Source organism: Lunatimonas sp., assembly GCF_020832325.1.
Classification (GTDB): Bacteria; Bacteroidota; Bacteroidia; order Cytophagales; family Cyclobacteriaceae; genus Lunatimonas.
In genome coordinates, this window is record NZ_JAFIEU010000015.1 from 31,132 (window position 1) to 52,707 (window position 21,576).

The window sequence follows — 21,576 nt, forward strand, 5'->3', positions numbered from 1 at the left end:
TCCTGCTTTAGCAATAGAGCAGGATTTCTTTTTTTGTACCGACTGAATAGCGTAATAGTGGGTAGTCCACAATATTGGTCATGTAGTTATTAAAAAGCGTTTTAAATATCAAAAAAAGCATTTCAAATTTTTTTCACCTCTTATTTAAAGAGGTTCACCGGTCTATTTTCCAGGTTTGACGATTAATTTAAAATGAACAGACTATCCGCTGTAGGTTTGTTTCTGTCAACCATATAAAACCAGTACTTATGTCACAGCAGCATCAACTTACCAACCGATTTACACTCCTTTTTGTCGGCATTTTTTTGGGATTGGTGTTTGGCTATGCTGGGTCAGTGCGTGCCCAGGTTTTTACCTCTGTTAAAAATGGCGATTGGCAGGATGCATCAGTATGGTCTATCGGTGACAATTGCAATCGGAATAATTCCACCGGTTTTCCTCCGACATCTAAAAACAATGGATGTGCCGTATCTGTGCTTGTTCGGCACCATGTTGTTTACAACGGAAATATCAATAATTTCGGCTCCGGCGTCTTTGCAGGGGTGGAAATTGCTTCTAGTGGAAGATTGGATTTTTCCGGGGATGTGACCATGAGTGGAGGTGGTGGCTCCGCTCCTTACATCCGGATGGAGTCGGGAGCGGAGCTGCATATTGGAGGTACGCTGAGGCTGGATCGGGCTGTATCTTTGACGATTCCGAGAGGGGCTAAGTGGGTAGTAGACGATCTATTTATTGGAAATAGCAGTCCGGTAGTAACGGTGGAAGAAGGGGCAGAGCTGATTGTAAAAGGTGAGACTACCTTAAGAACCAATGCTACGCTGAACATACAGGGTAAATTTCAAACAGGGGAATTGGCCTTTTCATCCGGAGGAACGGTGAATGCGACGGGGTTGCAGGCCTCCATCGAAGTAGTCAATGATTTAACCCTGGCTGGAGGGTTGTTGGATCTTAATGGAAGTTCGAAGTTGGTGGTGGGCGGAAAGACAGAAGCCAGACAAAATGGTGCTATTCAAATGAAGGATTTTGCGACGGCCATTTTGGGCCAGCAGGTAAGTTTCTCCAATGGTTCCAGGTTTCGACTAGAGAATTCGGCGAGCTTTCGATTGGATGAGGGTCTTGAGATGAGTGGGGGGGCTCGACTGACACTTGCACAAAACAGCAGTGGTGTCGTGGTCAGAAATGTGACTCTACCAGACGGTGAAATCCAGACCGGTCAGTTTTCGGAGCTTAACATAGGTGGAAGGCTAACAGCTACTAATGGTTCCGTTACTACAGTTAACAGCTCTGCGGTGTTTATTTGTGATTATCCAAACTCCACTCAGCGGAGTGCGTCCAACATTGAGGTGCAAGGAGATAGTTTTTACGGTGAAGGCTGTGTTCGCCTGCCGGTTTTGTGGGAATCGGTGACCGCAGTTTTTTTTCAGACTCAAAGTCATGTCCGAGTATCCTGGACCACAGCTTCGGAGAAAAATAATAGCCATTTTATTCTTGAACGGTCTATAGGCGGCATCCAAGAATTCACCGAATTGGAGGTTATTCAGGCTGTTGGATGGTCAGACCTTCCATCATCGTACGATTTTTTCGATTCACGTCTCCCCGCAGTAAAAGGGATGGTTTACTATCGCGTAAAGCAAGTTGACTACGATGGCAAGGAGGTTTATTCCGATGTGATCGGTGTTCAGGTGGATAACGCACCCAGTACTTCTTCGAAGCTTATTGCGTTTCCCAATCCCACCAATGGGGATAAATTTCAAATTCGTTTTGAGCAGCCTGCCACAGCACCAACAACCATTTCGGCAACTTTCAAATCCTGGAGTGGCAGTAAGTTGCTTAAGGCTGAAAGCCTAGAGATTCTATCTCTGATGGTTGCAGAGGAAATACGATTAGCCCCTAAGGGCATTTGCCTGATCGAAGTGGCAACAGATAGCCAAGTTCATCACCTAAAAATCATGAAGCATTGAGGGATAGGGCTTGACGTTTTATAGGGATCGAAGCCGGTCTGAAAATGAAATGGCTTGCTTTTGCTAGGCCAAACCATGCTCTAAAACGACTAATCCACGACGAAAATGCCCCCTCGCTCGACCACAACTTCTCCATGCCCCTTGATTTCATACCGGATCTGGACAGAATAGGACCCGTTGATGACCCGCTGCCCATGGATGGTGCCGTCCCACATACAGGAAGATGGCTTGCCGGAGATGGGGGTTTTATCCTGGCAAAAATAAATCAATTCTCCCCACCGGTTTTGGATAGCCACTTCCAGCCACTCTACCAAATTGTCGGGATAAAGCAGAAACGCTTTTTCGGGATTACCAGGCACGACTGCATTGGGATAGCGAAGAGTGGATTTGCACTTATCTTCCACTTCAAAACCAACGCTGTGTTCGCAGCCAGACTCATCCGTCGCTACTAAGGTATACGTGCCTTCCGTTTCAACAGAAAAGAGCGGAGCGGTACTGACCAAAATACCCTCTCTATACCACTCCGATTGGGCAAACTCCCTGCCTGCCTGTAGGGTTACCCCTACTTTTTTGGCGGAACAAATGCTATAGAGCGGTTCTAACGCCGGGGCCAGCACATTCGCCCGTTTGATAGATGCCTGGCCTTTTGCAACCCTGCAGCCGTCCGTGTCGGTAAGGGTAGCCAAGTAGTCTCCTTCGATTTCCACAAATAGTAATTCGTATCCTTCGGCCCAAGGCAGTGGAACTTCCTTTCCTTCTTCCAATAGGAACCAATGCACCAATAGCCCTTGGGCATCTACTTGGATGGTGGTAAAAGCTTGGTCTCCACAAAATGGCGTGACGTCAAGGCTGAGATTGGCCGGCTGGCTAATGGTAGCCTGGAAGGTTTTTGACATTGGGCACCTGCTACCGGTAGGGTCTGATCCCCACAGCGTGTAGGTGCCACTTTGAACCAGTTCATAGCTGTTTGTCTGGCTAGGACGAATGAGGGCACCATCGGGACCGCGGAGAATGTAGTCGAGGTTTAGGGAGCCATCCGCGAGGAAGGTGTAAGCGAGGCAAGCATCGATGGGACCTGGAACTGCAAATTCAACGCGTTCCTTCTTTTTGACTTCAAAGGACTCGTTTATGCGATGCACATAGCCGTCTGGGTGGATGAGGGTCATACGGTACGTGCCGACCGGCACGTTGACGTTCAGCAGATTTTGTTGTTCAAACCCTCCACTGTATTCATTGCCGTCTTGCTCGCTCACGAGCAGGTAACTCCCGCTTTGACGGCTGGAAAGGAATTTAAGCTCTATCTTCCCGGTAGGGCTGCCTTGGTCGGGGCAGTTTTCGTCGAAGGGGGTGACTTGGAAGTCCAGAAATCCTCTTGGCAACAGGTAGATGGTGGACTGATCCTCGTGGCTTACCTGGCCGAATTCATTTGCAAATCCCACTGTATAGACGTAGTTGTACAGACTCCCAATGGTTAAATCATCAGGGGTAATTGTATAGGTAACGGTGAAACTCAACCGTTCCCCTACTTCCAACTGCGGGATGTCCCATGACGTATTGCTCCGGCTTTCCATCAGGTGGATTTCTGTGAGCAACACTTTTCCGGTATTTGTCAGCTCTATCGTGTAGGTGACCACCTCTCCCGCAGTAGTAAATGCCTGAATGTCCGACTGAATACTGACTTTGATATCAGCAAATAAACTGCAATCCCGTACATCTATCTTTACCTCACGTCGCAGGCTCTCGCACTCATTCTCTTTAAATTGACTTACCCAGACAGTATGTATTCCAGGTACCGCCAAATCCGCAGATGGCGTGCCAGAGATTGGATCGCTCTCGGGATCGTTGTCTACGTAGTAACGCAGCTGATAGGCCCCGTTGTGTTGGATTCCATAGGCCAGAACCGACTCATCGCTGCAAACACGTTGATTGTATACGTTGGGTGCTGGCGATCTTGGACGTACATTCAATCTCACGGGTACCCGCTGGCCTGTGCAGGTAATCGAGGGTCCCTCTGCTACCCAGACCGTATCTGTGCCGACCAAACCGGTATTTACTGTGTACTCGTAAAATGGGCTTTGACTTTGTACATCTGAAAAATAAAAGATAGAAAACCCCTCACGGGTAGGTTTAATCAAGGTGCCCAAATCCACAGGGGAGTCTCCCTGGCAAAAATCGGGAAGGGCTATAGTACCCAAGCCCGGAGTAAGTTCCACATCTCCGCATTGAGCCTCCACAAATTCCGCTACGCCGGTCAGCGCGAGCTCCACAGGATCAATTATCTCCTTGCCCACACAGCCATCTTCCTCAATACCTTGAATAAACGGTATGTTGGCAAAAGTACTTTGGGTAGTTTTACCGGTCCCATAAATACCTCCCTGGACGGAAATGGTCGCTTCGCATTGGCTATTTGCCAGTATGGTACAATCCTCGGTAACCTTGAGCGTATACAGCAACGATGCAATTGGAACGTCGCGGTTGGTAGCCAATGGGACCGGTCCGATTTCCCAAATTATTGAACCTGCTATACCCAAATCCGGGTTAAAAAGGATGTTACCGTGGTCGGAAGGCATTGTTTGGGCATTTACGAATGTGGTATTGTATGGGAGGGGGATAACGACATGGGTTTCTGATGTTTCTTCCGTTCCCCGGTTTCTGATCTCCAAGCTAAAGGTCATCTCCTCCCCGGGCTTTACCGATGGTTCTTCCCCTGGAAGGGTGTCATTTATCGCTGTTAACTGATGCAATGCCTGAATTTCTGGCAGGTAGCTGCGTACCGAAAATGCCATCGCGTAAATATTATAGATGTCCTGCTTGGTTCCGAAACGAAATCGGGTTGATGTCTGACTATTCCCTATGATCGAGTTGTTTGGATTGGGAATTTCCCATTGGACAATGTCGATGCCAGTATTGTTCAATAATTCTGGGTATCTGGGATTCTGTACCAAGAAACCGTCCCGGTTGGAGACGGGTGTATAGATCGAGGAATTGAAGAAGTTCTCGAAGGAGTTGAGTGGGTGGCTTAGTCGAGTCCATTCGCCCTGTTGGTTGATGATTTCCAAAAAATCTCCTTCAATCGTCCGGTCCCCTTCTCCTGCCATGACGCCGAGTTTTAAGTTTACAGGTCCCTGTTTCACGGTCTCGAATCCGTCTATGCTGATTTCGCCACTATGTTCTGCAAAGTCAAGAGCCTGTACCAACGCAAACCCGTCGAATATGGTCACGTCCCTCCAGTGCATTGCGGCGTTTTGATACACCACGACCAGGCCCCAATGGCCGTAGTTTCCGGTGGCATCTCCTATGCCCCCGGTTAAGGCCAAGTCGGCAACCGTATACTCTCCTTGGCCATGGGTTTTTACGTATTGGGTGATATCAGCGTATCCCACATACATGTCCCGCAGGTCTCTCGTCGGGAATAGGATCTGGTTTCCTGTAGCGGTGACATCGATATACTCCGAGGCGGACGGACCTTTTATTTTGACTTTTCGCTTGTCAAACCGCTTAATTTGGGGTACTTGGGGAATAAAGGTGCCGGAGATGGTGATTTCTAGGCTGTTGTGCTCATTTACATAGGAATCATAGCCCGTGCCAGATGAGCGGGTAATCTTATCCACGTAGAAAAGCATTCCGTTTTCGGAAAAGGTGACCGGGTCAAAGGTTGCGGTGATGGTCGTATCGGTTTGGCTGATTTTCAGACCGGTGACAGGTTGCATGTTATCAAACCCGCCAAATCCAACGCGCACCCTGTCGGGGCCGCGATTTCTGAATTCAAACACGATGTCCTCCAGGCCTGTCTTTGAAGTCAGCATAAACAAGGGATACAGCGAATAGTCTTCGTCTTCTATAGAGAAGGAGAGAGAAGAAAGGTTGGAATAATGAAGACTGTCGTATTGATAAAGTTGCTGAACAGCCTTGTCTATTTGCTGGGGTTGTCCGGGCAGGTAGCCTTGAAGTACGTCAAAACTCACCCCGAGTCCCTCCTTGGCCCGACCCGACCAATAGAGACCGGCATATAGGATGTCTGAACAGGATGGGTCGGCTCCATTTTCCTGAGAAAACACCAAGGTTGCCGAAGATGAGTTTGCCGTTGCGGCATCCTGGTCGATGTCTACAAAAACCATTTCTTTCAGCGAGTTCTCTTTGTTGTCGTCGTATTCGGCGAGGGTCAGGTTGGTGTTGCCGATGATCGTGAAATCTCCCTTGATCCGAAAAAGGTTGTTTTCCGGGGCAGGGTTTCCTACCCTTTGTCGAAAGGGAAGCCTGTTGTCGATCTGTGCATGGGACAGGATAATCGGCAGAAGCGACCATAGAGCTGTCGCTACAAAAAACCAGCAAAACCTTTTTTTAAAAATCATGGAAGTCCCGGTGCTAGCGGGGTAAACGAATTACTGATTTTGTTTAATGGAAAAATACAGGCTACCGTAAAAATCCGTCTGAAAGATATCAATAAAATTTTGTATTTGAGAAGAGGAGGGGTGGGTGCAGCACGTATTTATTTTTCTACCTCTCCGGACAGGCAAAAGTGCATGAGCGTTTCGGCGTAGGGCCTGGGAGGGAGATTGTTCTATACCATGGGTCTTGGTTTTTCTATTAGCAGCCACGTAGTTGAAGGAAAGCAGTAGTGACAGGGTACAAAAACCGATTTTTATGGAGAATTAGCTGTAAGGAGAAAAAAAATGCGGATCGTCTACCGATTTTTTTCAAGCTGGTTTTTGTCATTTTTGTAATTGATCTGGTATTAAATAGTGTTTATTTATTGCTTGGCATTTATTATAATATTAATTGGCTTAGTGCTTCGCTAAAAGCCATATTTTTTAGTTTCGTGATTTCTCGCTACTTTCGTTTTTATGGGTTGAAATGCATTAAAAATGATCCAAATAGCAAAAAACACCATTTATTTTTACCTGATTCCACTGTTCCTTTTTTTTGGGTCGGATCTCTCTGCGCAAACCTATACGACCGTTGGTGGGGGTTGCACTGAATGGACGAACCCTGCTTGCTGGACTAAAGTCAACGTGTTAGGGTGTACAAACAGCACCTCTCTCTCGCCACCCTTCTCGCCCAACGCGAATGCATGTCCTGTGTCAGTGATTATTCGACATCCAATGAATGTGCCTGGAAACAGAACATTTGGTGGGAATTTTGTAAGCATCACAGCGGAGGGTGCCGACGGTTTGCTGATTTTTGATCAAAATGTAACGATTGCGGCAGGGCGGTCAATTGAGTTTATTACCAATAATGGAGCTGAGATACGAGTCAATGGTGAATTGATTTTAAACCAAGGACCGGGGGGACCGTCTGCGACACCAACACAATTAAATGTATCCGGGGATAAAACAGGGAAGGTGTCTGCCAATGATACCAAGATAAATAACAATACAACTTTAAATGTACTGGCTGGAGGTAATTTTATTAATTCAGAGGTTATTGATATTCAAGGATTGAACCGTAAAGTTGAAATCTGGGGTGAATTTCAAACACGTGGGTTGGTTATTCGGGGAGGGTCTAGTAATCAACTCAATACCTATGGAGATGCACTAGTTAACGTAGAGGAGAGTATTTCACTCGCTGGTAGCACTAGTGAATTTTGGAGGGAATAGTACAATAGTTGTCGAAAAAGATATTTCTGTACAAGGCAACGCAACAATGACAGCCAAAGAAAATGGCAAGGTTTACATCTGTGGAAACTATCCCGTCCCAAAAGAAACCGGACCTGGAACGGTAGAGGAGAATCAGGGGAAATTTTTACCTTGCTCCTTCCTCCCCGTCGATTTTCTATCATTTGAGGTTGCTTTATCTGACGACCGAAAGTCGCTGGTAGCGGATTGGTCTACTGCCAGTGAGTCGGAGTCCAGCCATTTTGAAGTGGAATACTCCCGCACCGGGTTGGCTGATTTTCAGGTTTTGGGAAGGGTAGCGGCAGCAGGCCATGCCACAGAGGTGCAGCATTACCGATTCAGCGCCACCCTTCCGCACGGCGCGGAGGAAATCCTCTACCTCCGTATCAAGCAGGTAGACCTGGATGGCAGTAGCTACTATACCGAACTGCGGCCACTTCGCCTTCCAAAGCGAGCATTGGTGGGAGCCTCTTGGCAGGTATTCCCGAATCCGCTTACCGGAGATGCCTTCCGTATACACTACGAGGGCAGTATAGCTGATTCCGATGCTATTCAAGCGCGATTGATTTCTTTTTCCCATGCTTCTGTAATCATAGCCTCGGATGTGCCTCATTTAAACGGTCTGCTGGCAGATGCAATCAAACAGGTGCCCAAGGGCATGTATGTGCTCGAGTTGACGGTGGGAACGGAAGTTACCCGACTGAAAGTGATTAAAAAATAGGCCTTCCTTTATTTTTAACCCAAAGGCGCTTTCTTCCATTGGCCGGATTTTTTTAATTTGGGGCTTTCATTTACCACCTAATTCGTTTTTGGCATGAATCCATTGCAGGTATTAACCGATTTTTTCGGCTACAATAAGTTTCGCGGCAGCCAAGAGGCTGTGATAACGGCGGTGCTGCAAGGGCACGATAGCATCGCCCTGATGCCGACAGGGGCAGGTAAATCGGTGTGTTACCAAGTGCCAGCCATGGTGGTGTCCGGCCTTACGCTGGTCATCTCTCCGCTGATTGCATTGATGAAAGATCAGGTAGATGCACTGAACGGGTTGGGTATACCGGCTGCTTTTATCAATTCCACCCAGAGCGTCAGCGAGCAGCGGTTTATCTCCGAGCAGGTGCTGCAGGGAAAGGTAAAATTGCTTTGTGTAGCCCCGGAGAGGCTTTTTTCAGGATCTAACGGTTGGAACGGGTTTTTGCAGAAGGCAAACCTGTCCTTGGTGGCTGTAGACGAAGCGCACTGCGTGTCCCAGTGGGGCCATGATTTCCGCCCGGAATACCTAAAGATTGGCATGCTACGGGAAGCGTTTCCCGATATTCCCTTTCTGGCGCTCACTGCCACGGCCGATCCCCAAACCCGAAAGGATATTGCCGAAAAACTGCTGCTCAAGGACCCTTTATGGTTTATTTCCTCCTTTGATCGTCCCAATATCTCCTATCAGGTGGCACTTCGCAGCGATTCTTTTCAGAAGCTCATGGGATTTCTCTCTGGCCGATCCGAAGATTCTGGTATCATCTATTGCCTTTCCCGAAAGAGTGTGGAAGACACTGCGGAAAAGTTGGCTGGCTTAGGGTTCAGTGCGCTTCCTTACCATGCCGGATTGGAAAAGGAGGTTAGGGACCGGCATCAGGACCTGTTTATCAAGGATGAAGTAAAGATCATGGTGGCTACCATCGCATTTGGGATGGGGATAGACAAGTCAAACGTCCGGTTTGTAGTACACATGAATATGCCCCAAAGCATTGAGTCGTACTATCAGGAAACAGGCAGAGCGGGACGTGACGGATTGCCCAGCGAGGCGCTGTTGTTCTACAGCTATGGAGATAGTGTCACCCTAACCAGAATGCTCGAAAATGCAGATAGCCCCGAATACGTAGAGGTAGCCAAGGCTAAACTGGCCAAGATGGTTCAGTTTTGCCAGTTAAATAGCTGTAGAAGACGTTACCTGTTGACCTATTTCGGCGAGAAGCCTAGTGAGGATTGTGGAAACTGTGACGTGTGTTTTCGAGCGGGAAAGCAGCTCGATGCCACCGTTCCTGCACAAATGTTTCTTTCGGCGGTAGTCCGTTTGGGTGAAAGCTTTGGGATGGGCTATGTTATTCTGGTGCTGAGAGGGTCCGCCTCCGCAAAGATTCAAGGAGCCCACAAATCCCTTAGCGTCTTTGGAATCGGAAAAAGCCAATCCGAAGACTACTGGAAAAAGCTTGGCAATGCACTGATACGGGAGGGATATTTGGTAAGTGTAGGGGATCCCTATCCGGTGCTTTCCCTGAGTCCACTAGCTTGGGACAAGTTAAAGAGTAAGGAAAAGATTCAGCTTGCGCTGGAGAGTGATGAATTCCGGCAAGGTCTGGTCGGAGAGGATAGTTACGATAAGGGTCTCTTTGAGAAGTTGAAAAATCTGCGTTTTAGCCTTGCCCGAAAGCTGGGCGTGCCTCCTTACCTGGTGTTTTCCGATGCTACACTGGTAGAGATGGCAGTTCATTATCCAGAGGATGCGATGGCCTTCCGGCGAATTCATGGAGTGGGGCAGCTAAAGGCAGAGCGATTCGGGGATGATTTCCTCCGTCTTATCCGAAATTACATCATAGAAAACCAGCTTAAGCCCAAAAAACCGATGCCGCAGCCAATCAAGAAGGCTGCCAAAAGTGCGCCTGCAGGCACGGTATCTGAAACCCTCCGATTTTTTGAGCGAGGGTTGGATCTGGAGGGAATCGCCCAAGAGCGTGCGCTTAGCCCTAAGACCGTAGAAGGTCATCTGGTTGATCTGATAGAACAGGGGAAAATACCGGTGGGCAGTTTTTTGACGGTGGATGAAGTGGACGAGATTTTGGGAGAATACCGCAAGCAAGATACCGGTTTCTTAAAGCCCTTAAAGGAGTTTTTTGGGGAGAAGTACAGCTACTTTGAGTTAAAGGTAGCGCTGGCCCACCATGCCTATTCAAAACGAACGGGGCAATAAACCCTTCAAACGATTTTCAGTGGGCAGTTTTATGTGAGGTAATAATATTTTGTATATTTGTAGCTCGTAATATATTCTTCACTCTCTGCTTGCACAGATGCCCCCAAGCCAGGCGCTTGGGGGTTTTTTATAGCCTTTGCAAATGAAAAACACGCCATGTGTGCGATGAATGCCAATCAGCCCATAGGTATTTTTGACTCTGGAATCGGTGGGTTGACCGTCGCGAAAGCTGTTCGGGAATTGCTTCCCGGGGAGCAGTTGATTTATTTTGGGGATACTGCCCATTTGCCCTATGGCGATAAGAGCACTGCGGCGATACAGGCCTACTCGGTGAAGATCGCCGATGTGCTATTAAAGGCTGGCTGCAAGTTGATCCTGATAGCTTGCAATTCGGCTTCTGCAGCGGCCTTTGAACTGGTTAAGGAGTATGCAGCTTCTCGGGCCCATGTATTTAATGTGATTGATCCGGTGGTGGAATATCTGGGTGTGCAGCATGCAGGGCAACGTGTGGGGCTGATAGGCACCAAGCAGACCATAAACTCCGGCGTATATTTTAAAAAGGTGGAGGCACTGCAAGCAGCGATCACCCTGCATTCGTTGGCCACACCCTTGCTGGCCCCCATGATCGAGGAGGGTTTTCAGCGGGATGAGGTGAGTGATACCATCATTCAGTCGTATTTGGGGCACGAGGCTTTTAAAGATATACAGGCATTGGTACTGGGATGTACGCATTATCCCTTAATCAAAAAGCAGATTGATGCCTATTTCGAGTTTCAAGTAGATGTGATTGACAGTTCAGAAATCGTAGCACGGGCGATGAAGCATTTTTTGGAAATCCGTGGTTTATTGAATGACCTGCCGAAGGGAGATGATCGCTTTTTGGTATCGGACTTCACAGCCTCTTTTCAGCATGCCACCGCCTTGTTTTTTGGAAAGTCGGTCAAGCTCGAACGGTATCCTCTTTGGGAATAGCGGCATTTTCGGCGAGATTATTCTATTCGCGGAGGAGTACAGCTCCGTAGGCGAAATTTTTTTAAATCAACCAAGGGTGCTTGGATTTTTTTTTCGATAAAGGATGTTGTGCTTTTTCTAGAATTTAATTCTAAAAAAATGCGTTACCTTTGTATGCATATTACTTCACGCCAGACCTATGAGTGATCAGATCAAACACGAGTGCGGAATAGCCATGATCAGGCTTAGGAAACCCCTTCAATACTATATAGATAAATACAATACGCCTCTTTACGCTGCCAACCGCCTTTACGTGTTGATGCAAAAGCAGATCAATAGGGGGCAAGACGGTGCCGGGGTGGCCAACATCAAGATTAATACTTGCCCAGGTACCCGATACATCAGCCGATACCGATCGGTGGAGACGGATGCGGTGACCAGCATATTTGGAAAGATCGCCAAAAAGTTTAAAAAGGCCAAGAAGACAGGTACGCAGGAAAACCTGGAAGATGCAGACTGGATCAAAGAAAATATTGCGTTTAGCGGGGAAGTGTGGCTGGGGCACCTGAGATACGGTACGCACGGAGAGAACAGTATCGAAACCTGTCATCCCTTTTTGAGACAGAATAACTGGCGAAGCCGAAATCTGGTGATGGCAGGAAACTTCAACATGACCAATGTGGAGGAGCTTTTTGGGAATCTGGTCAAATTAGGACAGCACCCAAAGGAAAAGACCGACACCGTCACCGTGATGGAGAAGATCGGACACTTTTTGGATGAGGAGAATCAGCGAATCTTTGATAAATACAGGGGATTGCCGAACAAAGATATTACCGAATACATCGAACAGGAACTGGACGTGGCGAGAATCCTACGACGTAGCTGCCGGGATTTTGACGGTGGATACGCCATGGCGGGACTGATTGGTAACGGGGCCAGTTTTGTAGTCCGTGATCCGATTGGCATTCGGCCGGCATATTACTATGCAGACGATGAAATTGTCGTGATCGCCTCAGAGAAACCTCCTATTAAAACGGCCTTTAATGTTGAATACAGTGCGATTAAGGAAATTAAGCCCGGCCACGCGTTGATCGTCAATAAGGACGGAACGTACGGAGAGTATGAAATTTTACCACCCAAAGAGAAAAAATCCTGTAGTTTTGAGCGAATTTATTTTTCACGGGGTACCGATCCGGATATTTATCAGGAACGAAAGAAGCTCGGACGAGCGCTGGTGCCGCAAATTCTCAAGGCCATAGATTTTGATGTCAAGAATACGGTGTTTTCCTATATTCCAAACACCGCGGAAACTTCCTTTTATGGAATGATCGAAGGCCTAGAGGATTACCTCTGTGCCAAGCGAAAAGAAGTTTTGCTGGAAGGGAAGCCCCATCTGGATGATTTGGAGGAGTTGCTGAGCTTCCGTCCGCGGGTAGAAAAGCTCGTGGCCAAGGATGTCAAGCTACGGACATTTATTACCAACGATAACGACCGGGATGTGATGGTATCCAATGTGTATGATACCACCTACGAGGTGATTCGGCCTGGGTTGGATACGATTGTGGTTATCGATGACAGTATCGTCCGGGGTACCACCTTGGAGAAAAGTATCCTGACCACTCTGGACAAGCTGAATCCCAAGCGAATCATCGTCGTTTCCTCCGCTCCGCAGATTCGGTTTCCCGATTGCTACGGCATAGACATGTCCAAGATGAAGGAATTTATCGCATTTCGCGGTGCCGTGGCCTTGCTGAGGGAGAGAGGTCAGGATTACGTGCTGGATCAGGTCAAAGATAAATGCCTCGCTTACCCGAATGCAGAAGAGAACTTCGTAAAAGAAATCTACGCCAACTTTACCGATCAGGAGATTTCAGACAAAATAGCACAAATCATCACTTCTGACGCCATTCAGGCGGAGGTTAGTGTGATCTACCAAACCGTAGCGAATCTCAACCTATCCTGCCCTGACCATTTGGGCGACTGGTATTTTACGGGGAACTTTCCCACCCATGGAGGTATGAAAGTCGTGAACCGAGCCTTTGTGAATTACATGGAAGGAAAAGGTGTGAGAGCGTATTAAGAAATAGCCATCTCGGGATTAGATAGGCAGTGATGTGCTGCCTTTTTTGTCAATCTATTCATACAAAGCATACCGGAAATTACACCCAAAAAATGATGAGTATCAACGTCGGACTATTAAAGAGAATCTGTGAACTTCCCGGAGCACCGGGATTTGAAAAGGAGATCAGGGATTTTATTTTGGCGGAGGTCAGTCCCTTGGTAGATACGGTGGAAGTAGATAATATGGGGAATATCATTGCCGTGAAAGAGGGAAGTCGAAACCCCGAGAAAAAGCGTGTCATGGTAGCAGCCCACATGGATGAAATAGGGTTTATCGTAACGCATATCGATGAGAATGGATTTTTGCGTTTTCATACCCTGGGAGGGTTTGACCCAAAGACGCTGACCGCACAGCGGGTGATTGTACACGGTAAGAAGAATCTGATGGGAGTAATGGGTAGCAAGCCCATTCATGTTATGACACAGGAGGAGCGGCAAAAGCTTCCAAAAACTACCGATTTTTTTATAGACCTCGGCATGAAGAAGGAAGAGGTGGAAAAATACGTGACGGTTGGGGATCCTATTACCCGAGAGCGGGAGCTGATTGATATGGGTGACTGCGTTAACTGTAAGTCGATAGACAATCGGGTGGCCGTGTTCATATTGCTCGAAACGCTGAGAACCCTCCAAGATCCTGCCTACGACGTGTATGCCACTTTTACGGTACAGGAGGAGGTAGGTCTACGGGGTGCCAGCGTATCGGCGCACTTAATTAACCCGGATTTTGGAATTGCACTGGACACCACGATAGCCTACGATGTGCCTGGAGCATCTCCGTACGAGAAAATCACCGAACTGGGCAAGGGTACGGCCATCAAGATCATGGACGCATCCGCTATCTGTGACTATCGTATGGTTACCTTTATGAAAGAAACAGCCAACGAGCAAGGCATCCCGTGGCAGCCGGAAATTCTTACAGCTGGCGGTACCGATACGGCCGGTGTACAGCGTATGGGAAAGCAAGGCGCGATTGCAGGCGCAATTTCCATTCCCACCCGCCATTTACACCAAGTGATCGAAATGGCCCACAAAGAAGACATTGCTGCCAGCATAGACCTATTAAAGGCGTGCCTCGAAAAAATTGACGGCTTTGTTTGGAGCCATTAGGTTCTCGCCAGTCCGTCCCTCATACCGCATCCCGGAGAAAATCAGGATTTGATCTTTTTCTTCGGGATTTTTCGTTGGAGGTACTTGACCAACTCTTCGTATCGCTCGTGTTCGTGATTGCTGATGGAAAAGGAAGTATTTCGATCAAAAAGGATGCTTAGTTGCTTGAACTGTCGGTTGTTGGCTTTGATGATTTCTTCCTGCCAGCCCAAAATGGACGAAATGGAATAGGTGGCCTTCAGGGACTTCATCGGAATGCGTACCACCAATTCATTGTTTCCTGCGGAGATGAACTTAAATCCCGCCATCATCTTGACCATCAACATCAGTAAAACCACGGTTATTAGCGTGCAACCGATCAGGTAAAACCAAAAACTGTACGTCGGACCACGGGAAAAGTCCACCAGCAAGTATATCAAGCCTACTGTCAAAATCAGTACAATCGTACCAAGCGAAACATAGGTTTTGGTTTTTGGTCTACAATGTATCATAGGGTTTGCGATCTAAGCTCCTGCAATTTTTCTTCCGAAAACCGGATTAGATCCGGAAAGAATGCATTAAAACAACGTTCAAAATCGGCGTGGTGTTTTTCTAGGTAAAGAGGTGCTTTTTCCAAATGTGATTTAAAGGTGGTGCGGTAAGAAATGCCCGTTAGGGCCCGTTGGATTCCGGAAGGAGTTCCATAGGCGACTAGCCAGTTTTCTTTTCGCATGTATTTGAAGGCTTCCCTGAATTTTGGCGGATGGATGGGCGCATGTTCTTCCATCAGTTGGTATACCGACTCTACGTACACTTCGAGCGGAACAGCATGGTACTGTGGCCAGTTTCTTGCTAAAAAGTAATCAAAAAACATATCCGTGATCACAGAGGAGTACCTAGCAAAAATGGGCTTTAGTAGTTCCTGAGATTCCTTGACCACCGGGTGTAAATCGGTGAATCGGTCGATAGCCCGATGTAAGTTGATCCCAATAACTATTTCGGCATCGAACTGTTTTGTAAGGTCTCCTTTTACAAAATCGCCGATAAAATTGCCCACCAGTACCTTTGGTTGGTCAAATGACAAATATGCGTGTGCAAGAAAATTCACAAAGAATAAAACAATTAACTTTGGCGACTGCTATTACAAGAATGATGGGTAAGTAAACAACATGGCAAATATACAGGAAGAATTATTAATCGTTAAAAATCTTTTAAGAACGGAATGGAAAGAGGATTTGGAGCAGTTTAAACGGCGCACTTGGGGCAAGTCTATTGTAGAACGAAAAGCGGCGGGAACCTGTTGGTACCCCGTTCAGGTACAGCGGGTAAGGACAGGCTTGGCGGATAAGGTACTGATCGAAGTCCGCCAAAACGGTAGTACCCTGTCACATGGCTTTCAATCAGGCAAGTCGGTGGCCTTGTTTTCTAACACCGGAGAAGGAGACAGCTCCAAAGACAGCCTGAACGGCGTGGTCAATTATGTCAAAGGAGATGTGATGATGCTGACATTGGGTGTAGAACATGCACCTGACTGGCTTAACGAGGGGAAACTTGGCGTAGATTTGCTCTTTGATGAGAATACCTATCGGCAGATGGAGTCTACCCTTAATGCGGTATGGCGGGCAGAAACCGGGAGATTGGCAACCCTAAAACGTGTGCTGTTGGGAGAGCAGCAGGCACAATTTGAGGAGGATGCGGGGCAGAATTACCAACCCATTGGGTTAAATGAAGGCCAATCTGAAGCAGTTTGCTTGGTTAACAGGGCCAAAGATGTGGCGGTAATTCACGGTCCTCCCGGCACAGGCAAGACTACCACCTTGGTGGCGTCGATTTCGGAAGTGCTTAAGCGGTACGTTCAGGTGCTTGTTTGCGCTCCCAGCAATGCGGCCGTGGATCTGTTGGTAGAAAAGCTTTCCGATACGGGGATTGATACCGTGAGAATTGGACATCCTGCCCGGGTGGACGACCAAATTATCAATCAGACCCTAGATGCCAAGATTTCTAGTCATCCGAGCTATAAGGATCTGAAAAGGCTCAAAAAATCCCAGGCAGAACTAAAGCGTCAGGCTGGTAAATATAAGAGGCATTTTGGCGCACAGGAAAGAAGCCAGAAGCAGCGCCTGTACGATGAATCCCGCCGGGTAAAGGAAGAGATTGCTCATTTGGAGGATTATATTCGATTTGATGTATTGCAGCAGGCCCGGGTGATTGCAACGACGCTTTCGGGTGCCGCTTCATCCGCGCTTAAGGGAATGCGTTTTCCGGTGGTTTTTATCGACGAAGCCTCCCAAGGGCTGGAGCCAGCCACGTGGATACCGTTGCTCATCAGCGACAAGGTGGTCATGGCGGGCGATCACTGCCAACTGCCCCCAACCGTTAAATCCATAGAGGCCGCAAAAAAGGGACTGAGTGAGACCCTTTTTGAGAAAGTGATAGCCCGACAAATCGAGGCTTCCTGTATGCTTTGGACCCAATATAGAATGCCCGAAGCGATCATGGGTTTTTCCAGCCGGTATTTTTATCAAAACAGACTGGTTGCCGCCCCCAATACAATCTCCCATCAGTTGGGCGATGAGCCCACCCTGACATTCATCGACACCGCCGGGAGTGGATACACGGAATTTACCGATAAAGAAACGTTAAGTACTCGAAACAACGAGGAGGGGAGGTTTGGGCTCCAGGTGCTGACAGATCTCGTAAAACGGATTGGAAAAAAGGTTTTTCAGGAAAACGGTTGGAATGTTGGCGTGATTTCCCCCTATCGTGCCCAAGTGGAATACCTCAAGGAATTGGTAGCGGATGAGGAAGCCTTTGTGTTGCTTCGTTCCATGGAATCCATACTTACCATTGATACGATAGATGGTTTTCAAGGGCAGGAAAGAGACCTGATTCTGATCAGTCTGGTTCGAAGTAATGCAGGAGGAGAAATTGGGTTTTTGTCGGATGTTCGCCGTATGAATGTGGCGTTGACCCGGGCGAAGCGCCGCTTGATCGTTGTGGGCGACAGTTCCACGCTGGCGAGTCATCCATTTTACGCACGCTTTTTGGATTACGTGGATGAAAAAGCTGGTTACAGTAGCATATACGAATGGATCGAAACCTGAGCAATTGTGGGCCCAGCGTCCGTCCAGGTTGATAGGATGGCGGCAACGAAGAAAATTAGAGGCTTTTAAGTTTCTTTTCGATTTCATTGTCCCGCAGCTCCACCTGTAAGGATTCATGGTCTGCAAAGAGCTGCATACGTTGGCCAGCTTTTTCCCAGATAAACGTGTCTCCTGAAATTTCTTGTGTGGGGTTGCCGTATTTTTTGATAAAGTAAGCCTTAAAGTCTTCTAAGTGTGTTTTGGGATTGCCTAGATCCTTACGTTCGAAGGTCCATCGGATTTTATAGACCTGCTCGTTGAAAAAATGAAGTTTGGTGTCCGATGCTTTTCGTCCATTGAGGTAGTTGGCGGTTGTTCCTTCATAAATAGCCTCCAGGATCCCACGGTCTAGGTTTCGGAGGTAACTCTGTGCCAGCCAGGGATTGTTTCGATACACCTGTTCTTTTCCAGTAATTAGGTAGACGGAAGGCTTTAGAGGTTCTAGGGGCATGCCAAGCTGCAGCTCATTAATCCAAGCCTCGGCACTTGCGTTGGTTTGGGCCAGTGATGCGGAGAGATGCATCCAGTATATACCAATAGTTAGCCAAGAAAAATAATAAAAGGAGTTTGTTCGCATTTGACCAGGGTTTCTACTGAGACATTGCAAAGATACTTCTAATTACAAGAGTCCTGATTGACCGTGCCCAGATTTCACCAAAAAACTTTTACCGGATATAGGCTTTATCTAGGTATTGGAGGACTTTTCCAAAGTGGGCGGTGGCTTCTATTATTGATTCGGGCACTTGTTTGCCGTGCAGGCGGCACAGCAAGAGACCATATACCGCATGGACGCATACTTGGATTTCATGTCCGGGATCCGCTGATCCGGCCCCCAATACCAGGTTGATCACATGGGGTTTGGCGTGTTGGTATAGGTCGAAGTACTCCCTGTCCGATTTTAACAATCGCCAATGTAGGTCTGCAAGCTGGTCAACGTGCTTTTGGACGGTGCTAAGGTGTCCGTTCTGTTCGATGTTTTCCGCTTTCATTTGCAAACACAAATCGGCAAACCATTCCATGGTTTTCTCCTTTTCCTCATCCGAAATAGGGTAATGGGAGACCACATAGTGTCTTATTTCCGGTAGGTTGAACTGGTAGGACCGGATCAGGTCTTCCATTTGGTACATGTAAAGGAGGTATTCACCGATGCTTTCGCTGAACTTTTGCTTAGCAATTGATTCCACGTGTGATAAAGTTAGTTGATGGCGGCTTTCAGTTTGGTGAGTTCTTTGGAAAAATACTCGTCCCATTTCTTCTGCATCGCGGGGTTCCGAGGTTTGGTCGTCTCCAAATCGTAGAGCTGATCCATTTGTTTCCAAGAACGGAAGTGCCCGTTGATGATCTGATTGAGTTGTGCTTTGTAGTTTTTTGGATGAAACTGAAACCCCTGAGCATCTTTGACTATACGGTAGCCAATAATCTGGGCAATGAGAAAATGCCCGTTTTCATGGTGCAAAACCTGCGCTTTGGTATCGTCGGTATTGTTCGTAAGGAAGTTTTCGGTCACTTGGGAAAGATCCTTCTGATGCTTTACGATCGCTTTCACATTCAGTTGTACGTAGTTTCCTTTGGGGATTACTTGTTGGATCTCGATGTCGCAGGTGCTTAGACAAAGGGCATTGATGCTAGTTTTTCCTTGGATTACTTTCACAGTTTTGAAGTCTTTCCATTCCAACGTTCGGTTGGGAGTGATGGCCACTTTTTCATCGTCGTTGGCAATCTTTCCCTGCACAGTACCATGGTTCAGGGTTAGTAGGATACACAAAAAGGCAACAATTTTCAACGCATTGAACAGCATGTCTCAAATTTAGGGCAAAATAAGTTTTATTGTAAACAGTGCAAACGCTTTTTAGGTTTGACAGTCAGCCACTGTGGTGAGAATATAATGCCTATAAGCATTCTAATACCCTAACTATTTACTATTTTTGCACCCAATTATGGATATGCAACGAATACGAAACTTCTGTATCATCGCCCACATCGACCACGGAAAGAGCACCTTGGCAGATCGCCTGCTGCAATTTACCAACACGGTCACGGAACGAGAGATGCAGGATCAGCTTTTGGATAATATGGATCTGGAGCGCGAGAGAGGAATTACCATCAAGTCCCACGCGATTCAGATGAAATACACCTATCAAGGGGAGGAATATACGCTTAACCTGATAGATACCCCCGGTCACGTGGATTTTTCTTACGAGGTTTCCCGGTCCATCGCTGCCTGTGAGGGAGCGCTGCTGATCGTGGATGCTTCCCAAGGTGTGGAGGCACAGACCATTTCAAATTTATACTTGGCGATCGGGCACGATTTGGAGATCATTCCCGTACTGAACAAGATTGACCTTCCAGGAGCAGATCCAGAGGTGGTTGCAGACGAGGTCATGGACCTGATAGGTTGCGACCGAGATGACATCATATTGGCCTCCGGCAAGGAAGGTTTGGGGATTGAGGAAATACTCAATGCCGTCGTAGAGCGAATTCCCGCACCCAAAGGAGACGAAGAGGCACCCCTCCAGGCTATGATCTTTGACTCGGTGTACAATCCGTTCCGAGGCGTGGAAGTTATCTTCCGCATCTTTAACGGTACCATGAACAAAGGGGATAAAATCAAATTCGTCAATACCGGCAAGGAATACGAAGCGGATGAGATTGGCATATTGGGAATTCAGCAAAAGCCCCAGCAGACGATGAAAGCCGGTAATGTTGGTTACTTGGTCTCTGGAATAAAAGTAGCCAAGGAAGTCAAAGTGGGGGATACGATCACCCATGTAAAGCGACCTTGTGCAGCAAGTATTCAGGGTTTTGAAAACGTCAAACCCATGGTTTTTGCGGGGATCTATCCCGTGGAGACCACCGATTTTGAGGAACTAAGGGCCTCTATGGAAAAGCTCCAATTGAACGATGCCTCTTTGGTGTGGGAACCAGAGACTTCTGCGGCCCTCGGATTTGGGTTCCGCTGTGGTTTTTTGGGTATGCTGCACATGGAGATCATACAAGAGCGTCTGGAGCGGGAATTTGACATGACGGTGATCACCACCGTTCCTTCCGTGCAGTTTAGGGCCCTGATGAACAATGACCAATACAAAGTGGTCAATGCTCCCTCCGACATGCCGGAACCAAATCTCTTCAAGCATATTGAGGAGCCCTTCGTGAAGGTTTCAATCATCACGGCTGCGGAGTATGTGGGTCCTGTTATCCAGCTTTGTATGGATAAGCGAGGGCTGATCAAGAATCAGGTTTATCTAACTGCAGAGCGCGTGGAGTTGGCGTTTGAAATGCCGTTGGTGGAGATCGTATTCGATTTCTTCGATAAGCTAAAAACCATTTCGCGGGGATATGCGTCGCTGGATTATGAGCTGATTGGATTTAGGCAGTCCCACATGGTCCGCTTGGACGTCATGCTGAATGGGGAGCCGGTGGATGCGCTTTCAGCCATCGTGCATCGTGACAAGGCCTACGAATGGGGAAGGAGGCTTTGCGAAAAACTCAAAGAACTTGTGCCCAGGCAGATGTTTGAGATTGCGATTCAGGCTGCGATAGGTTCCAAGATCATTGCCAGGGAAACTGTAAAGGCAATGCGTAAAAACGTGTTGGCAAAGTGTTATGGCGGTGATATTTCCCGTAAGCGTAAGCTACTTGAAAAACAGAAGAAAGGGAAGAAGCGCATGCGCCAGGTCGGTAACGTAGAGGTGCCTCAGGAGGCATTCATGGCAGTACTTAAACTGGACTAAGCGTTATGC

General features: G+C 47.6%; 15 protein-coding genes. 9 read left to right on the top strand and 6 right to left on the bottom strand.

Translation table 11 applies throughout. The features are described from left to right. Window positions 1-248 precede the first annotated feature (248 nt). Window positions 249-1,961, top strand: a complete 1,713-nt coding sequence (locus JJU34_RS05540; protein WP_228691336.1) for a hypothetical protein — start codon at window positions 249-251, stop codon at window positions 1,959-1,961. 89 nt (window positions 1,962-2,050) lie between these two features. Here the strand turns inward: JJU34_RS05540 and JJU34_RS05545 are convergent, their stop codons facing one another. Beyond that, window positions 2,051-6,313, bottom strand: a complete 4,263-nt coding sequence (locus JJU34_RS05545) for a hypothetical protein (protein WP_228691337.1) — start codon at window positions 6,311-6,313, stop codon at window positions 2,051-2,053. A 513-nt stretch (window positions 6,314-6,826) separates the two neighbouring features. On the opposite strand from JJU34_RS05545, the gene JJU34_RS05550 reads away from it, so the two are divergent. The 6 genes from JJU34_RS05550 to JJU34_RS05575 all read left to right on the top strand — a co-directional run bounded on the left by JJU34_RS05550 (window position 6,827) and on the right by JJU34_RS05575 (window position 14,714). Beyond that, window positions 6,827-7,558 (top strand): hypothetical protein, encoded by a 732-nt coding sequence (locus JJU34_RS05550; protein WP_228691338.1) that lies wholly within the window; start codon window positions 6,827-6,829, stop codon window positions 7,556-7,558. Window positions 7,559-7,604: 46 nt separating this feature from the next. Further along, window positions 7,605-8,297, top strand: coding sequence for a T9SS type A sorting domain-containing protein (locus JJU34_RS05555; RefSeq protein WP_228691339.1), 693 nt, complete (start codon window positions 7,605-7,607; stop codon window positions 8,295-8,297). A 93-nt stretch (window positions 8,298-8,390) separates the two neighbouring features. Next, window positions 8,391-10,535, top strand: coding sequence for a DNA helicase RecQ (gene recQ, locus JJU34_RS05560; RefSeq protein ID WP_228691340.1), 2,145 nt, complete (start codon window positions 8,391-8,393; stop codon window positions 10,533-10,535). A 165-nt stretch (window positions 10,536-10,700) separates the two neighbouring features. Then, window positions 10,701-11,507, top strand: a complete 807-nt coding sequence (gene murI / locus JJU34_RS05565) for a glutamate racemase (RefSeq protein WP_228691368.1) — start codon at window positions 10,701-10,703, stop codon at window positions 11,505-11,507. 178 nt (window positions 11,508-11,685) lie between these two features. Beyond that, window positions 11,686-13,566 carry an amidophosphoribosyltransferase gene (locus tag JJU34_RS05570; RefSeq protein WP_228691341.1) on the top strand — a complete coding sequence of 627 codons (1,881 nt, stop codon included), beginning with the start codon at window positions 11,686-11,688 and terminating at the stop codon, window positions 13,564-13,566. Between the two features lie 95 nt (window positions 13,567-13,661). Continuing rightward, a complete protein-coding gene (locus JJU34_RS05575; protein WP_228691369.1) occupies window positions 13,662-14,714 on the top strand; it encodes a M42 family metallopeptidase in 1,053 nt (350 codons plus the stop codon). A gap of 41 nt (window positions 14,715-14,755) precedes the next feature. Here the strand turns inward: JJU34_RS05575 and JJU34_RS05580 are convergent, their stop codons facing one another. Together JJU34_RS05580 and JJU34_RS05585 are read right to left on the bottom strand one after the other, a co-directional pair. Further along, entirely contained in the window at window positions 14,756-15,205 is a 450-nt protein-coding gene (locus JJU34_RS05580) for a hypothetical protein (protein ID WP_228691342.1), read from the bottom strand. Next, window positions 15,202-15,801, bottom strand: coding sequence for an ACP phosphodiesterase (locus JJU34_RS05585; protein ID WP_228691343.1), 600 nt, complete (start codon window positions 15,799-15,801; stop codon window positions 15,202-15,204). The genes JJU34_RS05580 and JJU34_RS05585 overlap by 4 nt, the downstream gene beginning before the upstream one ends. Before the next feature lie 61 nt (window positions 15,802-15,862). Between JJU34_RS05585 and JJU34_RS05590 the strand changes: the two genes are divergently transcribed. Continuing rightward, complete coding sequence (locus JJU34_RS05590) at window positions 15,863-17,797, top strand: AAA domain-containing protein (protein WP_228691344.1); 1,935 nt, start codon at window positions 15,863-15,865, stop codon at window positions 17,795-17,797. 55 nt (window positions 17,798-17,852) lie between these two features. Here JJU34_RS05590 and JJU34_RS05595 read toward each other — a convergent pair whose 3' ends face one another. The 3 genes from JJU34_RS05595 to JJU34_RS05605 form a co-directional block, all read right to left on the bottom strand. Next, on the bottom strand, window positions 17,853-18,413 hold the full coding sequence (locus tag JJU34_RS05595) for a hypothetical protein (protein ID WP_228691345.1): 561 nt from the start codon (window positions 18,411-18,413) through the stop codon (window positions 17,853-17,855). A gap of 88 nt (window positions 18,414-18,501) precedes the next feature. After that, entirely contained in the window at window positions 18,502-19,020 is a 519-nt protein-coding gene (locus JJU34_RS05600) for a DUF4924 family protein (RefSeq protein ID WP_228691346.1), read from the bottom strand. A gap of 11 nt (window positions 19,021-19,031) precedes the next feature. After that, window positions 19,032-19,634 carry a hypothetical protein gene (locus tag JJU34_RS05605; RefSeq protein ID WP_228691347.1) on the bottom strand — a complete coding sequence of 201 codons (603 nt, stop codon included), beginning with the start codon at window positions 19,632-19,634 and terminating at the stop codon, window positions 19,032-19,034. Between the two features lie 139 nt (window positions 19,635-19,773). Between JJU34_RS05605 and lepA the strand changes: the two genes are divergently transcribed. After that, entirely contained in the window at window positions 19,774-21,567 is a 1,794-nt protein-coding gene (gene lepA / locus JJU34_RS05610; RefSeq protein WP_228691348.1) for a translation elongation factor 4, read from the top strand. The last annotated feature ends 9 nt before the right edge of the window (window positions 21,568-21,576 follow it).

Coding starts and splice junctions, on each gene's coding strand:
- recQ (WP_228691340.1), top strand. CDS start 8,391: ATGAATCCATTGCAGGTATTAACCGATTTTTTCGGCTACAATAAGTTT.
- JJU34_RS05595 (WP_228691345.1), bottom strand. CDS start 18,413: ATGCGAACAAACTCCTTTTATTATTTTTCTTGGCTAACTATTGGTATA.
- JJU34_RS05580 (WP_228691342.1), bottom strand. CDS start 15,205: ATGATACATTGTAGACCAAAAACCAAAACCTATGTTTCGCTTGGTACG.
- JJU34_RS05550 (WP_228691338.1), top strand. CDS start 6,827: ATGATCCAAATAGCAAAAAACACCATTTATTTTTACCTGATTCCACTG.
- JJU34_RS05540 (WP_228691336.1), top strand. CDS start 249: ATGTCACAGCAGCATCAACTTACCAACCGATTTACACTCCTTTTTGTC.
- JJU34_RS05570 (WP_228691341.1), top strand. CDS start 11,686: ATGAGTGATCAGATCAAACACGAGTGCGGAATAGCCATGATCAGGCTT.
- JJU34_RS05605 (WP_228691347.1), bottom strand. CDS start 19,634: ATGCTGTTCAATGCGTTGAAAATTGTTGCCTTTTTGTGTATCCTACTA.
- JJU34_RS05590 (WP_228691344.1), top strand. CDS start 15,863: ATGGCAAATATACAGGAAGAATTATTAATCGTTAAAAATCTTTTAAGA.
- lepA (WP_228691348.1), top strand. CDS start 19,774: ATGGATATGCAACGAATACGAAACTTCTGTATCATCGCCCACATCGAC.
- JJU34_RS05545 (WP_228691337.1), bottom strand. CDS start 6,313: ATGATTTTTAAAAAAAGGTTTTGCTGGTTTTTTGTAGCGACAGCTCTA.
- JJU34_RS05575 (WP_228691369.1), top strand. CDS start 13,662: ATGAGTATCAACGTCGGACTATTAAAGAGAATCTGTGAACTTCCCGGA.
- JJU34_RS05555 (WP_228691339.1), top strand. CDS start 7,605: ATGACAGCCAAAGAAAATGGCAAGGTTTACATCTGTGGAAACTATCCC.
- murI (WP_228691368.1), top strand. CDS start 10,701: ATGAATGCCAATCAGCCCATAGGTATTTTTGACTCTGGAATCGGTGGG.